The organism is Alkalithermobacter thermoalcaliphilus JW-YL-7 = DSM 7308 (genome assembly GCA_001584565.1).
GTDB classification, from domain to species: domain Bacteria; phylum Bacillota; class Clostridia; order Peptostreptococcales; family Peptostreptococcaceae; genus Alkalithermobacter; species Alkalithermobacter thermoalcaliphilus.
The window spans coordinates 813,862-839,747 of record LSFY01000001.1 but is presented as its reverse complement, the minus strand read 5'-3'; the positions used below and the strand labels follow the sequence as shown (position 1 = coordinate 839,747).

Annotated in this window: 24 protein-coding genes; 2 read left to right on the top strand and 22 right to left on the bottom strand. The window is 28.3% G+C overall.

Translation table 11 applies throughout. The annotated features are described in order from the left end of the window. Nucleotides 1-8 precede the first annotated feature (8 nt). The 17 genes from JWYL7_RS10775 to recJ form a co-directional block, all read right to left on the bottom strand. Nucleotides 9-437 carry a flagellar hook capping FlgD N-terminal domain-containing protein gene (locus JWYL7_RS10775; protein WP_149683706.1) on the bottom strand — a complete coding sequence of 143 codons (429 nt, stop codon included), beginning with the start codon at nt 435-437 and terminating at the stop codon, nt 9-11. 11 nt (nt 438-448) lie between these two features. Continuing rightward, complete coding sequence (locus JWYL7_RS04425; RefSeq protein ID WP_066069510.1) at nt 449-1,528, bottom strand: flagellar hook-length control protein FliK; 1,080 nt, start codon at nt 1,526-1,528, stop codon at nt 449-451. Nucleotides 1,529-1,538: 10 nt separating this feature from the next. Then, nucleotides 1,539-2,792 carry a MotE family protein gene (locus tag JWYL7_RS04420; protein WP_066069506.1) on the bottom strand — a complete coding sequence of 418 codons (1,254 nt, stop codon included), beginning with the start codon at nt 2,790-2,792 and terminating at the stop codon, nt 1,539-1,541. 9 nt (nt 2,793-2,801) lie between these two features. Then, nucleotides 2,802-3,242: a flagellar export protein FliJ gene (gene fliJ / locus JWYL7_RS04415; RefSeq protein ID WP_066069503.1), complete on the bottom strand. Its 441-nt coding sequence runs from the start codon at nt 3,240-3,242 to the stop codon at nt 2,802-2,804. Nucleotides 3,243-3,253: 11 nt separating this feature from the next. Further along, nucleotides 3,254-4,570: a flagellar protein export ATPase FliI gene (gene fliI, locus JWYL7_RS04410; RefSeq protein WP_066069500.1), complete on the bottom strand. Its 1,317-nt coding sequence runs from the start codon at nt 4,568-4,570 to the stop codon at nt 3,254-3,256. Between the two features lie 3 nt (nt 4,571-4,573). Beyond that, the gene (locus tag JWYL7_RS04405; RefSeq protein WP_066069497.1) at nt 4,574-5,335 is read right to left on the bottom strand and encodes a FliH/SctL family protein; all 762 of its coding nucleotides are present in this window, start codon (nt 5,333-5,335) and stop codon (nt 4,574-4,576) included. Then, nucleotides 5,328-6,344 carry a flagellar motor switch protein FliG gene (gene fliG / locus JWYL7_RS04400; protein WP_066069493.1) on the bottom strand — a complete coding sequence of 339 codons (1,017 nt, stop codon included), beginning with the start codon at nt 6,342-6,344 and terminating at the stop codon, nt 5,328-5,330. Before fliG ends, JWYL7_RS04405 begins: the two co-directional genes overlap by 8 nt. Before the next feature lie 11 nt (nt 6,345-6,355). Next, the gene (fliF, locus tag JWYL7_RS04395) at nt 6,356-7,885 is read right to left on the bottom strand and encodes a flagellar basal-body MS-ring/collar protein FliF (RefSeq protein WP_066069489.1); all 1,530 of its coding nucleotides are present in this window, start codon (nt 7,883-7,885) and stop codon (nt 6,356-6,358) included. A 31-nt stretch (nt 7,886-7,916) separates the two neighbouring features. Further along, nucleotides 7,917-8,216: a flagellar hook-basal body complex protein FliE gene (fliE, locus tag JWYL7_RS04390; protein ID WP_066069486.1), complete on the bottom strand. Its 300-nt coding sequence runs from the start codon at nt 8,214-8,216 to the stop codon at nt 7,917-7,919. Between the two features lie 15 nt (nt 8,217-8,231). Next, nucleotides 8,232-8,660, bottom strand: a complete 429-nt coding sequence (flgC, locus tag JWYL7_RS04385; RefSeq protein ID WP_066069483.1) for a flagellar basal body rod protein FlgC — start codon at nt 8,658-8,660, stop codon at nt 8,232-8,234. Nucleotides 8,661-8,662: 2 nt separating this feature from the next. Continuing rightward, complete coding sequence (gene flgB / locus JWYL7_RS04380; RefSeq protein WP_066069481.1) at nt 8,663-9,049, bottom strand: flagellar basal body rod protein FlgB; 387 nt, start codon at nt 9,047-9,049, stop codon at nt 8,663-8,665. 234 nt (nt 9,050-9,283) lie between these two features. Then, nucleotides 9,284-10,357 carry a YibE/F family protein gene (locus tag JWYL7_RS04375; protein ID WP_066069478.1) on the bottom strand — a complete coding sequence of 358 codons (1,074 nt, stop codon included), beginning with the start codon at nt 10,355-10,357 and terminating at the stop codon, nt 9,284-9,286. A gap of 136 nt (nt 10,358-10,493) precedes the next feature. Beyond that, nucleotides 10,494-11,387 (bottom strand): HD domain-containing protein, encoded by an 894-nt coding sequence (locus JWYL7_RS04370; protein WP_066069475.1) that lies wholly within the window; start codon nt 11,385-11,387, stop codon nt 10,494-10,496. 31 nt (nt 11,388-11,418) lie between these two features. Beyond that, nucleotides 11,419-11,637, bottom strand: a complete 219-nt coding sequence (locus tag JWYL7_RS04365; protein WP_066069472.1) for a DUF3892 domain-containing protein — start codon at nt 11,635-11,637, stop codon at nt 11,419-11,421. 163 nt (nt 11,638-11,800) lie between these two features. Next, nucleotides 11,801-12,265 carry a QueT transporter family protein gene (locus JWYL7_RS04360; RefSeq protein WP_066069469.1) on the bottom strand — a complete coding sequence of 155 codons (465 nt, stop codon included), beginning with the start codon at nt 12,263-12,265 and terminating at the stop codon, nt 11,801-11,803. Nucleotides 12,266-12,375: 110 nt separating this feature from the next. Then, nucleotides 12,376-14,397: a WG repeat-containing protein gene (locus tag JWYL7_RS04355; protein ID WP_066069466.1), complete on the bottom strand. Its 2,022-nt coding sequence runs from the start codon at nt 14,395-14,397 to the stop codon at nt 12,376-12,378. Between the two features lie 69 nt (nt 14,398-14,466). Beyond that, entirely contained in the window at nt 14,467-16,152 is a 1,686-nt protein-coding gene (recJ, locus tag JWYL7_RS04350; RefSeq protein ID WP_066069463.1) for a single-stranded-DNA-specific exonuclease RecJ, read from the bottom strand. 127 nt (nt 16,153-16,279) lie between these two features. On the opposite strand from recJ, the gene JWYL7_RS04345 reads away from it, so the two are divergent. Next, nucleotides 16,280-16,600 (top strand): YbjQ family protein, encoded by a 321-nt coding sequence (locus JWYL7_RS04345; protein WP_066069458.1) that lies wholly within the window; start codon nt 16,280-16,282, stop codon nt 16,598-16,600. Between the two features lie 16 nt (nt 16,601-16,616). After that, a complete protein-coding gene (locus tag JWYL7_RS04340) occupies nt 16,617-17,852 on the top strand; it encodes an aminopeptidase (RefSeq protein ID WP_066069455.1) in 1,236 nt (411 codons plus the stop codon). A gap of 35 nt (nt 17,853-17,887) precedes the next feature. Here JWYL7_RS04340 and pulA read toward each other — a convergent pair whose 3' ends face one another. Genes pulA through JWYL7_RS04315 form a run of 5 tightly spaced genes read right to left on the bottom strand, consistent with a single transcriptional unit; the run spans nt 17,888 to nt 25,868 of the window. Continuing rightward, the gene (gene pulA / locus JWYL7_RS04335; RefSeq protein ID WP_066069453.1) at nt 17,888-19,735 is read right to left on the bottom strand and encodes a type I pullulanase; all 1,848 of its coding nucleotides are present in this window, start codon (nt 19,733-19,735) and stop codon (nt 17,888-17,890) included. A gap of 34 nt (nt 19,736-19,769) precedes the next feature. Next, complete coding sequence (locus JWYL7_RS04330; RefSeq protein ID WP_066069449.1) at nt 19,770-22,157, bottom strand: glycogen/starch/alpha-glucan phosphorylase; 2,388 nt, start codon at nt 22,155-22,157, stop codon at nt 19,770-19,772. Further along, nucleotides 22,154-23,593 (bottom strand): glycogen synthase GlgA, encoded by a 1,440-nt coding sequence (gene glgA / locus JWYL7_RS04325; RefSeq protein ID WP_066069446.1) that lies wholly within the window; start codon nt 23,591-23,593, stop codon nt 22,154-22,156. The genes JWYL7_RS04330 and glgA overlap by 4 nt, the downstream gene beginning before the upstream one ends. 17 nt (nt 23,594-23,610) lie before the next feature. After that, complete coding sequence (gene glgD / locus JWYL7_RS04320; protein WP_066069443.1) at nt 23,611-24,729, bottom strand: glucose-1-phosphate adenylyltransferase subunit GlgD; 1,119 nt, start codon at nt 24,727-24,729, stop codon at nt 23,611-23,613. 14 nt (nt 24,730-24,743) lie between these two features. After that, nucleotides 24,744-25,868, bottom strand: a complete 1,125-nt coding sequence (locus JWYL7_RS04315) for a glucose-1-phosphate adenylyltransferase (protein WP_066069440.1) — start codon at nt 25,866-25,868, stop codon at nt 24,744-24,746. Between the last annotated feature and the right edge of the window lie 18 nt (nt 25,869-25,886).

Below are 25,886 nucleotides of genomic sequence, written 5' to 3'. Positions count from 1 at the left end.
TCCCCCTTTTATAAGCTTATTACATTATCTTTCAAACTCTCATCTTTTAATGATCTTATTTCCTCTATAAGTTCTTCTATTTTGCTAGTTAAATACATATTGTCATATGCTAGGTCATTATTTAGCTTTCTTATTTCATTTACTATTTGCTCATAATCTTTATTTGTTGAGAAAATTTCTCCTAAAGATTTAATTTCACTTATTAATTCTCTTTGACCTTTTTCCATAACAGAACTTAAGTTTTGAATTTGTTCTAAACTACTAAATTGAGCCATCTGAGCTATAAATTCTTTATCTTCCATAGGTCTTAGTGGATCCTGATATTTTAACTGAGTAATTAGTAAATTTAAAAATTCATTTTTCCCAAGACTATTTTTTCTGCTTTTATCATCTTGCTGATAATAATTTTGCGAAACTCCTGATACATTAATATTCATAGTTTCTCCTCCTACCCTAAATAATTAAAGTTGTCATCTATCTCTAAATAAGGGTTTTTTTCTGTTTTTTCTTCTATTTCTGAAAGTATTCTTTCTTTATTTATTCTCTTGTTATAAGAAGTTGCTTTTAATATGTTCATATGTCTATTAAAATCTTCTCTTTGACTATCTACAGAAACGCTTAAGCTTTGAATATTTATTCCTTTGTCTATTAGGCTATCTTTTAATTCTTCAATATTAAGCTCTATAAAAGATCTGACTTCTTCATTTTGAGTAATGAGCCTTGCTGTTAATATACCTTTTTCTAAAACAACCTTAACAATTAGCTTTCCTAATGATTCTGGCTCTAATTTTATTTCTATACTTGAGGTATTATCGCTTATATTTAGTTTTATTTTATTGGATATTTGATCGATTAAATTTTTATGTTCTATGGTTTTTGTGCTATTTATAGTATCCGTTTTTTTAATATGTGATGTATAAGTAAAAGTTTTATGACTTTCAGCTAAACTTATGTTTTGGTCTATTTCATCGTTATCGTATTTAGTAACTTCAAAATTAGACTCTTTGAGTGTTTTTTTATCTAAAAAAATATTTAATTTATTATTTTCAAGATTTTCATCTTGAATTTTATGAACTTGTTGATTTTGTTCTAACTCAATGCTGTTTGAATCGAGCTTTAAGGCATCATTTATTTGAACAGTTTTCTTGTAGAATTTAATGTTATCATCTAGTTGAACATATTCCTTTTTTTCAATTTTTTCTAGTATTTGTCTAAGTTCTATTTGGTCAAATTTTTCATTTTCTGAAACATTTAAATCATGTTTATTATCGTTATCTAAACTAAGTGGATTAAAAAACTGTTTAAACATGCTATAAATCAATTCTTCATATGGAGTTGAAAATTTTTCTGTATCTTTTGTCATTTTCTCATCACTTTTTTCAAATAATACTGATTTTTCTAATTGTTCTTTTATACTTTCATATATTTGAACGAATTCTTCTTTTATATCTAACTCTTTGCTAGAGTAAGTGTTGTCTTTCATGTTTGTATTTGCTAAATTTGAAGTTGGAGATACTATATTATTCAAATTATCCCTCCTAATCAGCTTTAGGTAGTCCTATTTTTATACTTATATAAGCTGCTTTTTCTGTTTCTAATTGAGAAATTACTGCAGATAAAAGTCTTGGCTTTAGTCTTTTTAGCACTTCAATTATCATATCTTCTTGTGTTATTATAAAAGATTTATTTTCAGAAACCTTATATTCCTTATAGGAGTTTTGTCCTCTATCAGTCATTTTTATGGTTAAATCAGCTATTTCCTTTGGACTTAACTTCTCATACGCTTTTACTAGTTTTTCTAAATCAGTTTTGTATTCATCTAAAACCTTTAAGGCCTTATGAACTGTTTCAGAAAAACCTGAGATATTTTCTCTTTTTCTTTTTAGTTCCTCTAAATTATTTATCTCGAGTAAAATTTCTTTTACAAAATCTTTTTCTTCAAATTCGTTTAATATCTTAGCTGCACTCAAATAATCCATAAAAGTTAATATATATGCAATATCTTGTGTAGAATATTTTGATTTGTCCTCAAGCTGTTTAGCAGCTTCTTGTGCCTTTTTATTTATTAGTGTTCTTGATATGGTTTCATTTTTTCTTAGATATTCTTCATGCAGCGACTGTTGTTTTTTTATAGAATCATAAATATTTCTTGATATATTATCACTTATTGAGGATGATATATTTTCATCCATGTAATATAAAACCTTAGATGCAAAGTCTACATTAAACTCTTCTATTATTTTAGCTGCTTGTTCAAAGTCTATATTTAAATTTAATATATCTTCTTCTAATTTATTTATCGTACCAACAAGCCCTAATTTTGAATAATATTTTGAAATTTGATTGTAAAAATTGCTCTTTTCTTCATACATCTGATCTATCTCGCGCTGAAGCAAGTCTTTCCTTGCCTCTCTTTGCCTGATTTTATCCATCAATGTATTTGTATAGTTTAGATTTAATTGCCTCATATATCCTACTATACTATCAAAAAGTTTTCTATCTTCTTTTTTTAGCAATATTAGTTTGTCAATTACTCTATCTTCTTCTAAAGATAAGTAGTATCTTGCAAGTGTTCTTTTTCTTTCTAATCGCTCTTGTTTTGTCGGTATTGATTCAAATTGCTTCCCTATAACTGGAAAATCCTTTAAAATGGCATTTACTTTGTCGCTTATTGTTTCGCTCGAAAAATATAATATAATGATTGCAAAAATAGGTACTAATAATCCTATTATTATTGGTTTGAATATTTTACTTGGTTTATTTTTTTCTTCATTAGCTTCAGTTTTTTTCATAAAATCCTCCTAGTTACTCGCTATTGTTTTGAAGGTAACTATTTGATCTATAAACTTATCTTCTTCTTTCTTTTCATATTCTTTAAATTTTTGTAAATCTCTTTCTTTGAGCTTTTCTAAAGCTTTTTTTTCTTTTGCTAACTGGCTATATTCTTTCATCTTTTCTTTCAATCTTTCTTCTAATAAAAATATCGCTTCTTTTACTTTGCAAATTTTGATATCTATAGATGTAACTAAATTCTCTTCAAACCTTAAAAGACTTATAGGTATTCCTTCCTGCATAGTCTGAGTTAACTCGTACTTTTTATATTCACGTACTCTTATTAAATTCTCTAGCTCTCTATTAAGGTTTTGTATATCTATGTTAATAGAATTTATTTCTGCTTTTTTGCTCTCTTCCATTTTTTCTTTTATATCTAATACTTTCTGAAGTTTAAATTTATATTTCAACTAGAACACCTCTATTCGTCTAAGATGTTTAACAATTGTTTTACAACTTGTTCGTATTCAAATTTTTCATGAGTTTCTTGCCTTAAGAAAGAGTTTATCTGATCTATTTTTTTGATAGAGTAATCTATTTTAGGATTAGATCCTTTAACATATGCTCCTATGTTAATTAAGTCCTCAGCTTCTTTGTAAACAGCTAGTACATCTTTGAGTTTTTGAGATGCTCTTAAGTGATCTTTATCTACTATATTTGCCATAACCCTACTTACACTAGATAAAACTTCAATAGCAGGATAATGGTTTTTGTTTGCTAACTCTCTTGATAAAACAATATGTCCATCTAAAATTCCTCTTACTGTATCAGCTATTGGCTCATTTAGATCATCACCATCTACTAATACTGTATAAAGTCCTGTAATAGACCCTTTATCAGAGTTTCCTGCTCTTTCTAAAAGTTTTGGCAAAGTAGCAAACACAGACGGAGTATATCCTTTTGAAACTGGAGGCTCTCCTACCGCAAGTCCAACTTCCCTTTGTGCCATTGAAAACCTAGTTAAAGAATCCATCATTAACATAACATCTTTACCTTTATCTCTAAAATATTCTGCTATGGCAGTTGCAAGCAGTGCTCCTTTCATTCTAACTAAAGGTGGTTGATCGGACGTAGCTACTACTAAAACCGATCTTTTTAAACCTTCTTCTTTTAAGTCATTTTCTATAAATTCTCTTACTTCTCTTCCTCTTTCACCAATTAAAGCTATGACATTTATATCAGCTTTAGTATTTCTAGCAATCATTCCAAGAAGTGTGGATTTCCCTACTCCAGAACCTGCAAATATACCTATTCTTTGTCCCTTTCCACATGTCAATAATGCATCTATGCATTTAATTCCAAGCGAAAGCGGCTGTGTAATCTTTTTTCTATTTAATGGGTTAGGAGGCTGGTTCATTACTGGATATGTTGTATTTAAATCTATATTGCCTAAATTATCAATACTATTACCCAATCCGTCTAAAACTCTTCCTAGTAACTGTTCACCAACCCTTACCTCTAAACTTTTACCTGTTGCCACTACTTTACTTCCAGGGCCTATTCCTTCCATTTCTCCTAATGGCATTAAAAGAACTTTGTCTTCTTTAAATCCAACAACTTCAGATAAAATAGGTTTATCTGTTTTTATTGGATATATAATGCATATTTCTCCTAATTTTGCGGCTGGTCCTTTAGATTCTATAGTCAACCCAACGACTTGAGAAATTCTTCCCGTGTACTGAATTAAACTCAACTCATTTATTTTATTTAAATATTTGTCTAGTGATATAGTTTTCATGGATTAATCATCACCTTGAAGTAATTTAAAAAGTTCCTCTTTTAGAGTTTCTATCTGCTTATCTATACTCGGATTTACCATTCCAGAGTCTGTATCTATAACAATTCCACCTTTTTGGAGTGTTTCATCTAATCTTACATTTATTTCATCTATACAGTCATTCATTGCTAATATCTTGTTCTTAGATGAATCTACTTTGTTAAAGTCATATTTATTTACTCTTATATTTATCTTTGTAGCAAAAGTTAATTTGTCAAGAGCTTCTTTTAGTACATTTAAAATTATCTCATCATCTTGATCTACCTTTACTTTTATTATTTTTTCTACTGACTTAGCTACCAAGTTTATTATATCTTTTTCTAAGTTATTTATCTGATCTTTTTTCCAATTGTGCACAGATCTTTTTATCTGCATTGCTTCGTCTATAAGTTGTTCATACTTTTGTATACTTTCTTTATACCCTTGCTCATAACCTTTTTTTCTTTCCTGATGTAGTATTTCCTGAGCCTGTGCTTTTGCTTTATCAATTATTTTTTTATACTCATCTTTAGCTCTTTGAATAATAGATTTTTCTTGTTCATGAGCATCTTTCTTCATGTTGTCTATTTCAAGAGCTAGTTTTTCTTTTAGCTTTAGCATGTCGTCTATTTCTTTAGAGACGGTTTTATAAGCATCACTTTGACAAGAGTTATTTGTTTTTGTTTCTGTTTTTATTATTTTCTCATCAGAAAGTTTGACTTGATTTGATTTTATAACTCTATACAATTAGTTCATCTCCTCCGCCTCTTGAAATTACTATTTCTCCTGCTTCTTCTAGTCTTCTTATTACATTTACTATCTTTTGTTGGGCTTCTTCTACATCTCTTAATCTTACAGGGCCCATAAATTCCATGTCCTCTTTTATCATTTCAGCTAAACGTTTAGACATATTAGCAAATATAACATCAGCTACTTCTTGAGTAGATCCTTTAAGAGCTATAGCAAGATCCTTATTGTCAATTTCTCTTATAAATCTTTGAATAGATACATTATCAAGAGTAATAATATCTTCAAATACAAACATTCTTTTCTTGATATCTTCTGCAAGTTCAGGATCTGAAATTTCTAGATTTTCCATAATATTTTTCTCTGTTCCTCTATCAACAGCATTTAGTATATCTACTATCGATTGAACTCCTCCCGCCATTGTATAATCCTGAGTAACAAGGCTTGATAATTTCTTTTCTAATACTAACTCAACTTCTTTTATTACTTCTGGGTAAGTTCTATCCATAGTAGCAATTCTTTTTGCTACTTCTGCCTGTTTTTCCTGAGGTAAGCTAGATAATATCTGTCCAGCCTTTTGAGAATCAAGATACGATAAAACCAATGCTATTGTCTGAGGATGCTCGTTTTGGATAAAGTTTATTATTTGAGCAGCATCTGCTTTTCTTGCAAAGTCAAAAGGTTTAACTTGCAGTGATGCTGTAAGTCTGTTCATTATTTCTAGTGCTTTTTCTGCTCCTAAAGCTTTCTCTAAAACTTCTTTTGCATAACTTACTCCACCTTCAGAAATAAATTCCTGAGCTAAGCATACTTCATAAAATTCTTCCATTACTTTTTCTTTTATAGAAGAATCTACTTTTTTCATATTTGCAATCTCTAATGTAATTTCTTCTATTTCTTCTTCTGATAAATACTTAAATAATTTTGCAGAATACTCAGGTCCTAAAGTTATTAGGAGTATGGCTGCCTTTTGTTTTCCTGTTAAATTGGACTTACTTGCTTTTTTCATACATATCCCCCTTAGTCTTCATCTAGCCAACTTTTTAGTAGCTGAGATACTATTTCTGGGTTTTTATTTATAAAACTTTCAACACTCTTTTTATATCCTGATTCTTTAATATCTAACTCTAAATCTTCTACTTTCTCTTCAGGGATCTGAATTTGAATTTGTTCTTTCTTGATATCTTTTCTATTTTTCTTAGTAAAGTATAAAATTAACGCACCTATAGGTATAATTAAAAGCACAACTAACATAACCATAACCCATAAAGGTAGTGATCCTTCTTTTGAACTTGAAGCGTTGTTTAAAGCTTCTTGAATATTATTGTTGAAAGACTGAGCATATATATTAACAGATTTTGTTTGTAAACCAGTAGCACTTGATATTAATTGTTCTATTTGTTGTCTATTTTCTTCAGTAAGCTCATTTCCTTCTAGCACATCTTTATTTAATATTACAGCTACAGTTATATCTCTTACTTCACCTTTAGCTTTCTCAACTTTTCTTATAACTTCATTTAGTTCATAATTTACTATTTTATTAGATTTATAATAAGATGAATTATTGTCGTCAGTTTCTACATATTGAGTAATTTCTTCTGTATTAGTATCAGTACCTGGAACCCCTTGAGCAGAATTATCAGATACTGTCTCTATATTTTCTTCCATACTTCTTATAAGACCATTTTCTTCTCCCTCTATAGGTGTTTTAAATTCTCTACTTTCCATTATATCTGTATCAAAATTTAAAGTGACACTTGCCATAACAGATACATTCCCGTATCCAAACACAGACGATAAAAATTCTGTTAAGTTTTTTTCTATATCGCTTTTAACTTCATTTTGTAATTCTATTTGAGTTGTAGATGTTAGCAAGTTGTTGTCTTTGTTTGAATTATTTAATACTCTTCCTTTTGAATCATGTATGGTAACATTCTCTTTATTTAGTCCTTCTACAGAGTTTGAGACTAATACAGCTATACCATCTACACTAATCTGATCTATATTGTCTGCCTCTATAAATACAGATGCTTTTGCTTCTTGCCTATTTTCTGAAAGTATAAATTCTGTTCTTCTTGGTATACTAAGAGTAACTATAGCTTTTTTAACCCCTGGTATTTCTTGTATTATTGAAGCTAAATGATTTTGAAGAGCATAATTATACGCCTTTTGTTTTTCATCTTCACTCATAAACATAGTATTTTTATTTATTATATCTTCGTAAGAAAATTTAGCTGCTGGCACTCCCTTTGTAGCTAAATCTATCTTTATTTTATTAACATCTTTTTTAGGAACAAGTATAGTTCCTTGGTCTTTTATTTTGTATTGAACCCTTAGATCATCTAAGTTCTTTACTATTTCACCAGTTTCTTTTAGATCTAAATCTTTATAAAGGATTACATACTCTGGTCTTGATATATACAGTATAATTCCTGTTGTTAAAAACAATGTTAAAACTGCAGTAATTATCATAATTTTCTTTTGCCTGTTATCATAACTAGAAAAAAATTTAGACAGTTGCTCTTTAACATTCTGAAAATAATTCCCCATTTATACACCTCTTTTCAATTAGGCATACCATCTATATTTGCATTCTCATAATTTCTTTATACGCTTCTATTACTTTGTTTTTAACTTCCACAAAAGCCTGTATTGCTATATCTGCTTTTTGAGTTGCTATAGTTAGATCATGAATGTTTTCAATCTCACCTGTTATGAATTTTTCATTTAATTTGTCTGCTTGTTTTTCCATAGCACTCACTTTATAAAGTGAGTTTTTTAAAAAATCTCCAAAAGAAATATTTTTTTCTGACTGTGTATTAAGTTTATCACCTAATTTTCCGATATTAAATATAGCCTTATTTACATTGTTTACATTCATAATCTATACTCTCCCTTATTTCCCAATTTCTAAAGCTTTCATCATCATGCTTTTTGTAGAATTTAAAGCCGTCACATTTGCTTCGTATGCTCTTGTTGAAGATATCATATTTACCATTTCTGTAACTATGTCTACATTTGGCATAAGAACATATCCTTCTTTATCTGCATCTGGATGTCCTGGATCATAAATCCTTTTATAGGGGCTATTATCATCTTTAACAGATGAAACCTCTACTCCGCTAACATTTAGCGCTTTATTTAAATGACTTTTAAATGAATTTTTTTCACTTTCTTTTAAAACAACTACTTGCCTTCTGTAAGGTGTTCCGTTCGCTGTTTTTGTAGTGTTTACATTCGCTATATTTTTAGATATTATATCCATTCTAAATCTTTCGGCAGTAAGGGCTGATGCACTTATATTTATTGCTCTAAATAAAGACATTTTTATCTTCTCCCTTCAGTTATTGCATATTTTATTCTTCTAAAGCTATTACTTATTTGCTGGGCAACAGTATTGTAAGCTATGCTATTTTTTGAAAGTTCTGCCATTTCTACGTCTATGTCTACATTGTTTCCATCTAATCTTGTCTTTGTATTTTTATCAGTATAAATTTTAAATTCACCTGAATTTTTTCCTATTTCTATGTGTTTTTCATTTGTAATATATCCTCTTTGAGTTTGATAACGTGTAAGAATTTGGTTAAATTTTATATCTTTTCTTTTATAGTTAGGGGTATTTGCATTTGCTATATTGTTAGATAATAATTGATTTCTTTTTGAATACATATCTAATGCTTTTGAAAGCAAATTTATATTTTTATTTATATTCATTTTTTCATTCCTTTCCTTCGACAAAATTCATGTAGTTATTTTATCATACAATTCGCTTTATTACAATTTATTACAAAACTTTATGTCTAAAGACCTAATTTTTCATTATATACCATAATATTCTAGATAACTTTTATCTGACTCCTTGGTATTTTACAAAATTTTTTTACTAAATTCCATAATATTCTACAAAATTTTCACTAAATCTAATAAAAAAGAAGGTCTAAAGACCTTCTAAGTGTTTTTATTTAATTTTGAAAGATAAGCAGCTATACCTGCTGTTATAGGTATTGTAAGTATAAGTCCTATACTGCCTGATAATGCCCTTACTATTTCAGTTGCTATTACATCTAAGTTGATAACTTTAACAAAAGATGTGTTATAGGCCATAAACAATATCAAAAGAGGTATAGAGCTCCCTGTGTAAGCTAATATTAGAGTATTTGCCATTGTACCCATTATATCTTTACCTACATTCATTCCTGCTGAAAACAATTCATATGAAGTTAGTTTTTTATTAGCGTTACTTATTTCTTCTATAGATGAAGCAATAGACATACTTACATCCATTATAGCTCCTAGGGCCCCAAGTAAAATACCAGCAAATAACAATCCTCTAAAATCAAAGTATTCTTTAACATACGCTAGCATCATAGCTTCCTCACTAGATAAACCTGTAAGCTTAATCTTTGTTCCTACGTAATACGATATAAAACCTGCTACCATTATTCCTAATAGTGTTCCTAATATAGCTGATAAACTTTTTTTAGATATTCCTGAAATAATTGTTATAGTAAGTACTACTATAACATATGAAGTTAGTATTGTTACAAAAATAGGATTATATCCTTTTAAGATAAAAGGAAGTAATATTTTATATATACATCCTATAGTTATGAAGAGAGTTATTATTGTTTTTATACCTTTAAATCTCCCTATGAATACTAATAACAATATAAATACTAAGGTTAAATAATATATGTATTCATCTCTTGCATAATCAGTTATATACGCTTGTATATTACCGTTTTCGTCTTCATTTATATCTATTAGTACCTTATCTCCTTTTTCTACATTGATATCATAAGCTGGATTTCCTGAGAAGTTATTTTTAACTTCTATTGTAGTATTTTTATATTTACCATTAATTATTTTAACTTTTACATTTTGACTTGTTATAAAAATATCATCCTTTTGACTCTCTACTACTTCTACATCTAAAACCACAGCTTTATATATGTTGCTATGTGCATAACTAGTTAAACTTGTCAAAATGATAAGCAAAAATATAAATACTATTTTTTTCACCATAGCCCCTCCAAATCTAATTATAATTTAAAATTAATTATACCATTTGATAACTAATATTGCATATAACATAAAATTTTCAGAATATTATTTCCCTGGAAATCAATAAAGACTAGAGTTTTTTCTCTAGTCTTTATTACATATATAATCTTGTTCCTATTCTTCTATCATATTCAGACCATGTATTTTTCTCAGTAATATTCCTTATCTGCTCTATTTTGTTGAGATTTGCATCTACATAGTCTGCATAATGTACTATAAAAGACTCTTCTGTATTTGCAGCTTTAGGAGATCCATATTCTACTTTACCATGGTGTTGAATTATACATGCAAGTATTCTATTTTTGAACTCATCACTATATAAACTCGGATTGCTTTTAAAAGCTTCTTCTATCATCATACTTCCAATTACTATATGTCCCTTTAAATCTCCTTCAAGAGTTGTTGTAAACGGACCTTGTGTATTATACTCTATAATTTTACCTATATCATGAAGTTTTGAGGCTAATATAGCGATTTCTTTATATCTTATGTCATACCTGTAAGATAAAGTTTTTGCTAAGTACATAACATTTAGTGTATGTTCTGCTAAACCTCCTATATAATTGTGATGTTGCCTCAATCCAGCTATGCCACTTTTGAACTTTTCTACAAAAGATTCATTCCCAAAGAAATAATTATCTAAACATTTAGCTTCTTCACTTTTGAACTCTTGTTTAGATATTAAATCTATTTCATCCATTATTTTATCTATTGATTTATTTACAACCGGTAAATATTCTTTTATTTCAAACTTATCTATCCTTGTAAAATCACTAATCTTTAGTATCTCTTCCTTTACTGCATTTACCTTAAGTATATCACCTACTTTTACAGTCTCTTTATTAGGCATTACTGCTTTTATATCTCCTGTTTTATCTCCTAAAAAAGCAACTATTTCATCCTTATCTTCAATCACTATTTTCATAACCATAAAAGTAGATACAAATTCGCTTCCTTCTTGTATGTCTTTTATAAAAATTTTTTGCATATTAAATCACCAACTCTTGATCAGTCTCCATCTAGAACATAGGAAGATTGTCTAAATTATCACTTTTATCTTGATTAGGATTACTTCTTAAAAACTCTCTTCCATTTTTAGCTTGTCCGACATTTACTCCATCAATCGATCCACTCTTAACCATCTTTATAGCTTCATCGACACAATAAATACTTCCATTATCTAACATAACATCAGTTATATCTCCATCTGAGTTTTTTCTAACCTTTACTATTTTCATAATATCCCTCCTTTTAATAATATTATTAGTAATATTTAGCTTAATATTCAATTTTTATAAACAAAGTCTTCCTTAAAATTATAAAAACCACCTTCAACAGGTGGTTTTTATGCCCTAGTTTTGTTTATAGACAGGATGGATTTCGAACTGTCTTTTTTAGTTTTTATCCAAATATATTTTCTTTATATTTTTCTAAAGTTTTCATCAAAGGATATCCTATTCCGTAGCAAGCTATCAATTGTCCTATAGATACCCATAGCATTGCCATGAATAAAGGTATTGAATAAAGATAATTGAGTATAAATCCTATAATTATCCCATTTATTATAACTGGTGGTAATGGTACAAGTATTTTTTTGTTTGCTTTATAAGATAATATGGCAGCTAAAAGAGTTGCCAAACTTCCAAATACTATATCTATCATACCCTGTCCACCATAGATATTAGCTATTATACATCCTACAAACAATCCTGGAATAGCCGCAGGTGTAAAATAAGGAAGTACTGTAAGTGCTTCTGAAACCCTAACTTGGATTTCACCATAACTTATAGGTGCAAGTATTATAGTTATAGTTGCATATATAGCAGCTATCAACGCTGCTTGTACTAAATATTTATTTTTTTTCATAGTTTAACCCCTCTCTTAAATATAAAGTGTGATGTGTTCTAGGGCATTTAAAAAATATCATTAATATCTAAACTTGTCAACATTAAATTAGTCGGCATAATGCCGACTAATTAATTAAATGATTTCCAAAACTGACCATTTACATCTATTAAATCAATTATATCTTCATATGGTATTTCAAACTGAATAAATCCAGCAGCATAAGGTCCTATTTCATAAGGTAAAAAATAAATATATAATGATTTTTCATCTATATAAAATAACGTATCAGGATTTATTTCTACAAATACTTCAGGAAACACATACGAGTACTCTTCATCGTTTTCTATTTTTTCTCTTATTATTCGACTTATTTCTTCTAAATACTCGCTATCTTTCTTAAAAAGATCTCCCATTTTGTGGATATTTCCATTTTCTAGGTTTATGTGCACATAAATTTTATTTGGCATTCCATGAGCTGCTCCAAAATAATATTCATAAGAGTATAAATTTAAAACTAATAGGTTTTTTCTAAAAAAATGCACATAAAAATCTCCCGTATACACATATTCAAGCTGAGTATCTTTACTTATTTCTTTTACGTTAGAAAGATTTTTTAATTTTTCATTTACATAATCTTGGTTATTTTCCATTCCACTTATTTGAGGATAATAAACTAAATAATCTTTATTTGGTTTAAATTTTTCTTGTATTACTTTATATTTACTGTTAAGTAATAAAGTTTCATTTTCTTTATACACAACTTTACTATTTTTGTCTAAATAAAAAGTTCTTAAATCTATATCTGCTCTAATTAAATTTGGATAAAGATATAATCTTCCTTTTCCTTTTACTATAGGTAAATCACTTTTAATAACTCCATTATAGTCTACGAAAACCGTACTCTCTCCATCATAAACGCTAGCAATACCTTCTTTATATTCATATATTTCATAATAAATAAAATCCGTAATAATGTTTCCATTCATATCAGCTATTGCATATACAGATCCTAAAAAAGGATTGTTTTCATCAATACTTATCCCTAATGCTAACCTATTTCTATCTAATATTTTTATGTCGTTATACTTAGGTTCTATTATAAAATCCCCTTTTTTATCTATAACCCCATACCTATTTGTATAATCCTCAGAAATATCTACTATAGCTCTATCAAACTCAAAAGATTTAGCAAAAGTATACTTAGGTGGTATTATAACATTTCCACTTTCATCAATATATCCAAACTTACTATCTATATCTGGCCTAAAAACTAAAAGGTTATTTCTTATTTCTCCTACAAAGTAATATCTGTAAGTATTAATTATATCCCCATCAATTCCTATTAGGTAATATAGATTATCATCAACATTTACAACTGCTTTATCTTCTCTAAAATCAGTTGCATCTTTATATTTAGCAGGTATTACCTCATTTCCATACAGATCTAAATAACCATAAAGGTACCCTTCTCTAAATAAGGCCCTATTGTTACTAAACGCTGATATATAGCTATAATCTTTTTGAGTAATTTCAATACCATCTGTATCTATTATTCTAAACGAAGAATCCTTTACTACTATTGCTCTTTTTTCTCTAAATTCATCTATAAAATTATACCTAGGATAAACAACATAATTTCCGTACATATCTATAACTCCATACAAATTTTCTTTAACAACTATGGCTATGTTTTCTTTAAAAGCTTGTGCATAATCGTACATAGCTTCGATTACAAAATTACCATCCTCATTTATATAACCCCATTTTCTTCCTGATATACTAAATATACTAGCTGGATATAGTTTATTAACGTATTCTAACTTTGAGTCGCTTAACATTAATAAACTACTTAAGCTTTTTTCTTTCCACTTGACAATAATTTTGTCATCTAAAATACCTGCATAATCTAGTTTTTCATATTTCCCATCTAAAGTAGATACTATTTTCCAGTCTTTATTAATATTTTTTAATAAAGAAATATATACATTTTCATGGAGTTTATAAAATACAACTATTTCTATGTTTTTGTCTTTATCAAAATCAGATATCAAAATAGCTGGCTTATTGTGATAATTGTGCATCCTCAATATTTTAGAAGAAGGTGGCAAAAATCTTTTAATAATATCCTTAGAATACAAATTATTGATCATATACTATACACTTCCTTGTTTTATATTTTCAGATTATATTATATTAATCCACCTTCTCATTTGTTCTTTTTATAAAGCTTTCTTTATATCTTCTATAATCATTTGAACTGTTATTTTACCATTAAATTCATTAATCTCTGGTGTAAAAATTATGTCTATAACATCAGGAGACCCTAGCTCTTTATATTTTTGTGCTAAAGAAAATCCTATTCCATTTAAAAATATACTATCTTTATGAGCAGACAGTTTTAAATGTGTATTGTTAGATCCACATTCTTTTGTAAAATTTTTATTAACATTAATATTTTTCATCAAGAATAAAGGCTTAGGATTTCCTATCCCGTATGGTTCAAGTTTTGATAATTGATTTATTAAATCTATATTAAGTTCATTCGACATCATTGTAGTAATAACATCAATCTTAGGAATAAATATATAAGGATCTTTTTGTTTTATTTCTTTTGCTCTTTTGTTTAATCTTTCTCTTAACTCATTTAAATTTTCTTCTTCTATGGAAAATCCACATGCCATTTCATGTCCACCAAATCCTATAAATAGATCTGATACTTTCTTTAGCTCTTCATATATATTTATTCCTTTAATACTTCTTCCACTTCCCTTTAAATAACCTTCGCTTCCTTTACTAACTACAAGGGTTGGTTTATAGAATATATCTTTTATTCTACCTGCTACAATACCTATTACTCCTTCAGATATATCATCTGATCTTACAACTAAAAAATCATCATCAAGATATTTGTCTTCTACTAACCTTTTACAATTTTCTTCTCCTTTTTCTTGAACTTTCTGTCTTTGAATATTGAGGTTATATAGTATATCTGCAAGATATTTAGCTTTGTCTTTATCAGTTTCCATAAGAAGTTTTACGCCAAGTTTTGCATCTTCAATTCTTCCAGCTGCATTAAAACAAGGTCCTATTATATATCCTATTCTTCCTGAATTTATACATTTGTCTTTAAGTCCTGCTTTTTCTATTAATGTAGATAAACCTAGTCTTTTACTGTTATTTATCATTTTTAGTCCATATTTTACGAATGTTCTATTTTCATCAATTAAAGGAACCATATCAGATATAGTCGCTAAGGTTACAAGGTCTAGAGATTTTCTTAATATATCGCCAGGTAAATTGTTAAGTCTTATTTTTAAAGCTTGGGCTAGTTTAAATGCAACTGCACATCCACAAAGTTCTTTAAATGGATAGTTATCATTATTTTGTTTTGGATTTATAACAATTGTTTCAGGAAGTTTATCTGGCGGATTATGGTGGTCTGTAATTATTATATCCATACCTATTTTTATAGCATATTCAACCTCATCAAACGAACTTACTCCATTATCAACAGTTATGATTAAATCTGCTTTCATTGTATCCTTTATATATGCTATAGCTTCTTTGTTTAGTCCATATCCTTCAGAAAATCTATTAGGTATATAATAATCTATATTGTTAGTTAAGTTTCGTAAAAATTCTACTAAAAGTGTAGTTCCTGTAACTCCATCGACATCATAATCACCAAATACTACAATTTTGCTTTTTCTTTCTATATGGTATATTATTTTTTCTACTGCTTTGTCCATATTTAGCATTAAATACGGATTATATGTTCTTTGAGGTTTATCAGATAGAAATTCTTCTATGTCTTTTTTTTCGTATATTCCTTTATAAGAAAGTATAGCCTCTATCAAAGACATATTTTCTATTCTTTCCATTTTTACATCCCATATCTTTTCCATTGTATCCTCCATAATCTAAGCTAGAATTTAAACACAATAAATTATAACATATTTTATCTTTATGACTATTCGTAAGAAGGTATATTTGTACTTTAAGCGAAAATATTATTATAGGGAGGTGAATAAAGTGATTATTACTACTACGAATGTATTAGAAAATAAAAGAATCAAAGAATATAGAGGAATTGTATTTGGTGAAGTTATAACAGGTATAAATATAGTAAAAGATTTTATGGCTGGACTTTCGGACATATTTGGTGGAAGATCTAAATCTTATGAAAATGAATTAGTAAAGGCTAGAGAAGAGGCTTTAGATGAGATGAAAAAAAGAGCAAAGTCTATTGGAGCTAATGCTGTTATTGGTGTTGACTTTGATTATGAAGTATTAGGTCAAAACTCAAGCATGATGTTAGTAACTGTATCAGGCACTGCTGTTGTAATAGAATAACAAAAGGAGGAACTGTATGAATCAATTTGATAAACTATTGAATGAATATTCCAAACTAATATTATCTATAGGTATTAATATACAAAAAAATCAAATTCTTGCTATAACCTCTCCTATTGAGTGTGCATATTTTACAAAACTTTTAGTAAAACATGCCTACAATTTAGGAGCTAAAGACGTTCATATAGAATGGATTGATGATGAATTAACTTTGATAAAATATATGAATGCTCCAAAAGAAGCTTTTGAAACTTTTCCTAACTGGAAGGTAAATACTTATGAGGAATTAGCTAAAGAAGGAGCTGCATTTTTATCTATATCAGGATCTAATCCTGAACTTTTGAAAAATGTTAATCCCGACCTAGTTGCTTTATCTAACAAAGTTAGATCTAAAGCTCTTAAAAATTATAGAGAGTATTTAATGGGAAATAATGTTCCTTGGTGTGTTGTATGTGCTCCAACAAAAGATTGGGCTTGTAAAGTTTATCCTGATCTAGAGAACGAAAAGGCTGTTGAAAAACTTTGGGATAGTATATTTAAAATAACAAGAACAAACTTAGAAAATCCTGTTGAAACTTGGAAAAATCATTTAGATGATTTAAAAAATAAAACTGATTATCTAAACTCAAAAAAGTTTAAAAGACTTCACTTCAAAGGAGATGGTACCGATCTTGTTATAGAGCTTCCAAGTAAACATATATGGACCGGTGGTGGTGAATACACTAAAAACGGAACATATTTTGTTGCTAATATTCCAACAGAAGAAATATTTACTCTTCCATCTAAAAAAGGTGTTAATGGAGTAGTAAAAAGTACTAAACCTCTTAACTATAGTGGGAACTTAATAGATAATTTTACCTTAACATTTAAAGATGGTAAAATAATAGATTTTACTGCTGAAAAAGGATATGAAACTCTTAAAAAATTGATAGAGACAGATGAAGGTTCTTGTTATTTAGGGGAAGTTGCTCTAGTACCTCACAACAGTCCTATTTCAAATTTAAATACTATATTTTACAATACATTGTTTGATGAAAATGCATCATGTCACCTAGCATTTGGTATGGCATATCCTATTTGTCTTGAAGACGGAAATAATATGTCTGAGCAAGAGTTAATAGATGCTGGAGCTAATACCTCACTTGTTCATGTAGATTTTATGATCGGATCTGAAAACCTTGATATAATAGGATATACAGATGAAAACGAACAAGTTCAAATATTTAAAAATGGAAATTGGGCTTTAAAATAATAATTTCTTATGAAAAAGTCTTTTGTTGAAAATTTTCAACAAAAGACTTTTTTACACAATATATAAGTTGATATTGAAGGAACTTGTATACTATCTAGTATTTTGCAAGGTGGTTTATTTATATAAACATTTTTTTCATCTGCTATTATGAACCATTCTCCTTTTTTAGGAAGTTTGATAGACACTCTTTCTTTATTAGCATTATGAACTATAAATATATATTTGTAATCTCCATTATATTTAGACGTTAGTGTATAGACTACAGTGTTTGCAGGAGAATCGATAAATTTTAGTGCTTCTCTTACCTGATTTGCATTTTCTAACATCATAACTTTCTGGCTTTTTCTAAAATGAATCAAGTTTTTTATATATTCTAAAGTGTTATGATATTTATATTTATTTTCCCAATTTATTTTATTTACATCATCACCTAAGTTGTATGTGTTATGATGTCCTTTTTTACTTCTTAATATCTCACTTCCTGAATGAATAAAAGGAACGCCTTGAGATGTAAGTATTATGGATAAAGCTAATCTATTCATTTTTTCTATTTCTTCTTCATTCATCCCATCGCTAGTTAACTTTATTTTGTCAAATAAAGTTAAATTATCATGAGAACTTACATAGTTTATACTTTCTACAGGATCGTTACAAAATCCATATATCTCTTTGTCATAAAATATACTTCCTGAAATGCCTTTTTTAATTTGTTTTTCAAATCCAAATCCACCATTTATAAATCCTTTTATATATCCGTCATTGTCTCCTTTTATGGCATCTCTAAAGTCATCATTAAATACTGCTATTTTAGTTCCTTTTTGTTTTCCTTTTAAAAATCTTTTATTATAATCAAGAGTACTCTCCCCTGCTGTCCAAGGCTCACCATATATCAAAACATTAGGGTTAATTTGTCTTAATTCTTTTTCTATTTCTTTCATCGTTTCTATATCTATAAGTCCCATTAAATCAAATCTAAATCCATCTATTTTATATTCACTAACCCAAAACTTAAGAGAGTCTATAATAAATTTTCTTACCATTTTCTTTTCTGTAGCTACTTCATTTCCACATCCTGAGCCATTTGAGTAACTTCCGTCTTTATTTAATCTATAATAGTACTTAGGAACCAATATATCAAATGGTGAAGTTTCTGTTTTATAAGTGTGATTATACACAACATCCATAACTACCCTTATGTCTTTTTCATGTAAAGATTTTATCATTTGCTTTAACTCCTTAATTCTAACGCAACCATCATATGGATCTGTTGCATAAGATCCTTCAGGAACATTATATAAACAAGGATCATACCCCCAGTTGTATTGACCTTCTATAGTTTCATCTATACTTTCAAAATCAAATATAGGAAGTATGTGCAGATGTGTTATTCCTAAATCTTGTAAATACTCCAACACAGCACTTTCAGTAAAAGCTAAATATTTGCCCCTATTTTTTATAGGTATATTTTTATCAACTGTAAAATCCCTTATATGAACTTCGTATATTATAGCTTGGCTTTGTTTTATAGGTTTTGGCAATTTATGTGTATCCCACCCATTAGGATTAGTAGAGCTAAAATCCAAAATCATGCCTTTTCTTCCATTCGCAGTAGCTCCTTTTGTATATGGATCTACAACTAGTTTTTGAACATTATCTATAGTAATTTTATAGTTGTAATACTTATTTTTATAATCTCCATAAAGCTTAATCTCCCATATTCCATTTTCACGCTTTTTCATGTTATATTCTTTTCCTGAAATATCGTGATAGCTTTCATACAAAACAAGCATCATATTTTCAGCAACAGGAGACCACACCTTAAAACTAGTATACTCTTTATTATAAATAGCCCCTAAATCACTACCTTCATAATAATAGTCCAATATTATCCCCTCTTTATAAATGATATGCTTTCACCTATCGACAGCTCACATTCCATATTTCTTTAGCATATTCATATATAGTATTATCACTAGAAAATATACCTGAATGTGCTATATTTACAACTGCCATTTCTAACCATTTATCTTTATTTTTGTATAATTTATCTATTTTATTTTGGGCATTTATATAAGAATTGAAATCTTTAAGAATAAAATACTGGTCATTATTTTTAATAATTGAGCTATATAGAGGTTCAAATTCCAAATGGTCTTGTGTTAAAAATCCATTTACGAGACTATCTAACACTTTTTTAACTCTTAAATCGTTATTATAAATATCTAAACAGTTATATGATCCTTGAAGGTCATAAAATTCCTTTGCTCTAATTCCAAATAAAACTATATTGTCTTCTCCTACTGCCTTTGCTATTTCTATATTTGCACCATCTAAAGTTGCTATAGTTATAGCTCCATTCATCATAAATTTCATATTTCCAGTTCCTGATGCTTCTTTTGTAGTTGTAGATATCTGTTCACTTACATCACAAGCTGGTATTATCTTTTCAGCAAGACTAACACTATAATCTTCCATAAACACAACTTTTATTTTGTCTTTTACTCTTTTATCGTTGTTTATTTTATCTGCAACAGTATTTATTAGTTTTATTATCTTCTTGGCCATGAAATAACCAGGAGCTGCTTTCCCCGAAAATATGAATGTTCTTGGATGTATGTCTAAATTAGGATTTTCTAAAATAGTATTGTACAAATGAATAACATTAAATATATTTAAAGTCTGTCTTTTATATTCGTGTATTCTTTTTATCTGAACATCAAATATAGAATCCGGATCTATATTAATTGAATTTTTTCTACTTATAAGTTTACTAAGATTGAGCTTGTTGTTTCTTTTTACAAGATCTAATTTTTCTTTTATATATGAGTCTTTCTTGAATTTAGCTAGATCAACAAGTCTTATAGGATCACATATCCATTCTGTTCCTATTGTTTGACTTATAAGATCTGCTAAAAGAGGATTACACTTTAACAACCATCTTCTATGAGCTATCCCATTTGTCTTGTTGTTGAATTTGTTTGGATAAATTATATAAAAGTCTTTAAGTTCCTTTTTCTTCAAAATTTCAGTGTGAAGCTGTGCTACTCCATTCACGCTGTGACTTCCTATTATAGACAAATTAGCCATTTTTATATTATTATCACTTATTATAGATGTATTTTTAGTATTCTTTATCTCTTGCCTAAATCTTCTATCTATTTCTTCTATTATCATAAATATTCTAGGAAGAAGTTTTTTAAATAAATTTATATCCCACTTTTCCAACGCTTCAGACATTATTGTATGATTTGTATAAGATATTGTATTTTTAGTTATTTCCCAAGCTTGATCCCATCCTAACCCTTCTTCATCTATAAGTATTCTCATAAGTTCTGGAATAGCTAAGGATGGATGTGTATCATTTATATGAATTGCTATATGCTTATGGAATTGAGTTAAATCCTTACCAAGCTTTTTATATTGATTTACTATACTTTTAACTCCTGCACAAACTAGGAAATATTCTTGCTTTAATCTTAGTAATTTTCCTTTTTCATGGCTATCATCTGGATATAATGTGTTACATATAGCCTCTGCGTTTAGCTTGTTTTCAACTGCACGATGATACTCTCCTCTTGAAAACATATGGTAATCAAATTCATCTTCAGCCTTAACACTCCACAATCTTAAAGTATTTACTTTATTATTTTTGTATCCGACTATAGGAACATCGTATGGTATAGCCAAAACAGATTCATAATCTTGATGAATAAAAACTAATTTATTATCTTTATATTCCATTTTAACATTTCCATAAAATTTTACCCTTATAGCTTCATCCTGCCTTTTTACTTCCCAAGGATTTTCTTTTTCGAGCCAATAATCTGGATGTTCTATTTGATATCCATTTACTATTTTCTGCTTGAAAAATCCATAGTTATATCGTATACCTATTCCATGTCCTGGGACATCTATACTAGCCATAGAATCTAAAAAACATGCAGCAAGTCTTCCTAATCCACCGTTTCCAAGTCCCATATCATCTTCAAATTCCTCTAATTCATTTAAGCTTATATTAAGCTCTTTGAGAGCATTTTCACAAATATCTTTTATTCCAAGATTTATCAAATTGCTAACTAGGAGTTTTCCCATTAAAAATTCCATAGAAAAATAATATACTTGCTTTTCACTATTTTCTTCATAAATTTCGTTAGTTTTCACCCAATTTTCAAATATATATTCCCTTATTAAGTTACATAACGCTAAATATTTATCTAAAGTTGTTGCATTACATAAACTCTTTCCTCTGGTTATTTTAAGAGATCTTATATAACTTTGTTTAAACTCATTTTCTATAATATTCATAAATTCCCCCCTCTTGTAAGATTTTCATATAATTTTTTATATTCTAATGCTGACTGTGTCCAACTGTAATCTTTAGTCATGGCATTATTTACTATTGTATTCCATCTATTCTTGTCATTATAAACTGATATAGCTTCTTGAATTATATAGAGCATATCATGAGCATTATAGTTATCAAATACAAATCCATTTCCATTGTAATTATTATAATGAGTTATGGTATCCTTTAATCCTCCTGTATTTCTAACTATAGGTATAGTTCCATACCTTAAAGCAATTAATTGAGAAAGTCCACAAGGCTCAAATTTAGAAGGCATAAGCAACATATCAGATCCTGCATATATTCTATGAGCTAGTGTATTGTCAAATAAATTATTTACAGATAATTTACCTTTATACCTAGTTTGATATTCACTTAAAATATGTTCATATTTTGCATCTCCAGTTCCTAGTATTATCATTTGAATATCATTTGATAGTATTTCGTCTAAAACGTGTATAACCAAATCGAGACCTTTCATTTCATCAAGTCTTGTAACCATACTTATAACTGGACATTGTCTTTTATCAAGACCTACTTGTTCTTGTAGGAATAGTTTATTTTCGTATTTTTTATTTATACAATTTATATCGTAATTTACAAATATATTCTTATCAGTTAAAGGATTATAAACGTCATAATCTATTCCATTTAATATGCCGTATAATTTTTCTTTTCTGTATCTTAATAATCCATCTAATTTTTCTCCAAAGTATGGATATTGAATTTCTTGTGAATAACTAGGACTTACTGTAGTTACTACATCAGAAAAGTTTATTCCACCTTTCATGAAATTTATAGCACCATAAAACTCTATAGCATCTTGATTATAATATTCCATACCAAGATTTAATAAATCTCCTAATATTTCTGGTGGAAATATACCTTGATATTTTAAATTGTGTATAGTAAACATAGTCTTTATATCATAGTATCTAGGGTTTTGGTTGTAATGAGCCTTTAAAAATACAGGTATCATCCCTGTATGCCAATCATTACAGTGAATTATATCAGGTTTAAAATCTATATGATCTATCATTTCTAAAACTGCTCTATTATAAAAACTGAATCTTTCTGCATCATCATAAAATCCGTAATATCCCCCTTCTCTTTTGAAATAATATTCATTATCTATAAAATAATAAGGCACTCCTTCGTTTTCTAAATATTCAATACCACAATACTGCATCCTCCATCCAACTTGTACATATATAGATTTAATCAACTTCATATTTGATTTATATCTTTCAGGTATAGCATTATATTTCGGAAGTACAACCCTTACATCTATTCCCTTTTTTCTAAGTTCCTTTGGTAGTGAATAAGCAACATCTCCAAGCCCCCCAGTTTTCACAAAAGGAAAACCTTCAGATGCAACATAAAGTAATTTTAACATTTAAATCCCCCTCATCTTTACAGTTCATAGTCTTTACCGATAACTAATGGCTTTTTCATATCTCCTCTGAGTAGTTTATTCTTAGTTATGATTACATTTTTATCAAGGATAGCATTTTCAATGTAGACACCTTCATCTATATTACACTTAGCCATTATAACACTATCTTTTATAACTGCTCCCTTTCCTATTTTTACGCCTCTTCCTATTATGCTGTTTTCAACAGTTCCCTCTATAATACATCCATTGGCTATTATAGAGTTTTTTATAACAGCATCATCTTTGTATTTAGCAGGAGCTCCATCTTTTATCTTTGTATATATATTTCCATGTCTGTAAAACAATTCTTTGTACTGGTCATAGTTAAGCATTTCCATATTTGTCTTATAGTAATTCTCAGTTGTATTTATACATGATAAATATCCTGAAAATTTAAATGCATTCACATTTAGATTACTTATATTGTGATATATGGCATTTTTTAGGTAATTGTAATTTCCACTTGATATGCTGTCTTCTATTATTTTTAAAAGAAGATCTTTTTTCATTATGTATATTTCCATTGATAAATTTGTTTTTTCTTTTCTTCCTAGATTAACCCCTATACCTTTTACCTTTCCATCTTCATCAATACTTAAAACATCACAACTTAAAAACTTATCATCACTATTGTCTACCTCTTTATAAACTATAGTCATATCTACATTACTTTCTTTGTGGTATCTTATAGCCTCTTTCAAATTTATATTACAAATCATATAACTTCTAGATAAAACTACATATTCTTGTCTACTTGTTTTTATGTAATCTAAATTATTTTTAAAATTATCCAAATCACCTTTATGTAAAACTCTTTGATTTGTACTAAATTCAGAATTGAATACAAATAATCCATCTATTTTTCTATCTAAATCCCATTCTTTTCCAGAACCTAAATGTTCTCTTAACGATCTAGATTTTCCATGGGTAAATATAGCTATATTGTTTATACCTGCATTTACCATATTAGATAATATAAAATCTATAACTCTGTATCTTCCAGATATAGGTATACTAGCTATAGGCCTATTTTTTGTAAGTTCTCCTATAAGTTCTTCACTTTCACTTAAGTTAATTATTCCCATTGTATCCATCATAGTAAAATCCCCCTTTATAATTCATCTGTAACTATACTTATTTCATTTTTACTTTCAATAGTTCTTCCTTCTTTTACTCTTACATTACTCATAACTATACCTTTTTTTATTATTACATTATCTTCTATAAAAGCTCCTGGCATTATAACTGATTGTATGATCTTTGAATTTTTACCTATGTGCACTCCAGGAAACAATATGCTATTTTCAACTTCTCCATGAATTATACATCCTTCATTTAATAAAGATGATTTAACCGATCCTGTTGAACTAACATAATGCGGTGGATTAACAGGATTATTAGAATATATTTTCCAACTTGAATCGTATAAATCTAACTTATTATCTTCCTTTAATAAATCCATATTAGCTTCCCAGTAACTTTGTATTGTTCCTACATCTTTCCAATACCCATCAAATACATATGTATAAAGGTCTACACCTTGAGATAACATCTTTGGTATTATATTTTTTCCAAAGTCATTACTTGAATCTTTATCTTTTTCATCATCTATTAGATATTCCCTTAAAACACTCCAGTTGAATATATATATTCCCATAGAAGCTAGATTACTTTTTGGATTTTTAGGTTTTTCTTCAAATTCAATTATTTTTCCTTCTTCATTTATATTCATAATTCCAAATCTACTAGCTTCTTCAAATGGAACCTGAATAACAGCTATTGTTGCTTGAGCATTGTTTTTCTTATGCTGTTTTAGCATTAGTGAATAGTTCATTTTATATATGTGATCTCCTGATAAAATAAGTACATATTCAGGATCGTAAGAATCTATAAAATCCATATTTTCATATATAGCATTTGCAGTTCCTTTATACCATCTTCCTCCATCTTTTCCTGTGTATGGTTGTAAAATGCTAACTCCCCCATTTTTTCTGTCTAAATCCCATGAGCTTCCAATTCCAATATGATTATTTAATTCTAAAGGTTGATATTGAGTTAAAACACCTACAGTATCTATACCTGAATTTGAACAATTGCTAAGGGTAAAATCTATAATTCTATATTTTCCTCCAAATGGTACTGCTGGTTTTGCTATTTTTTTAGTTAATTCATTTAACCTAGACCCCTGACCTCCTGCAAGTAACATAGCTATAACTTCTTTCTTTTGTCTTGCCATACTTTATCCCCCCATGAT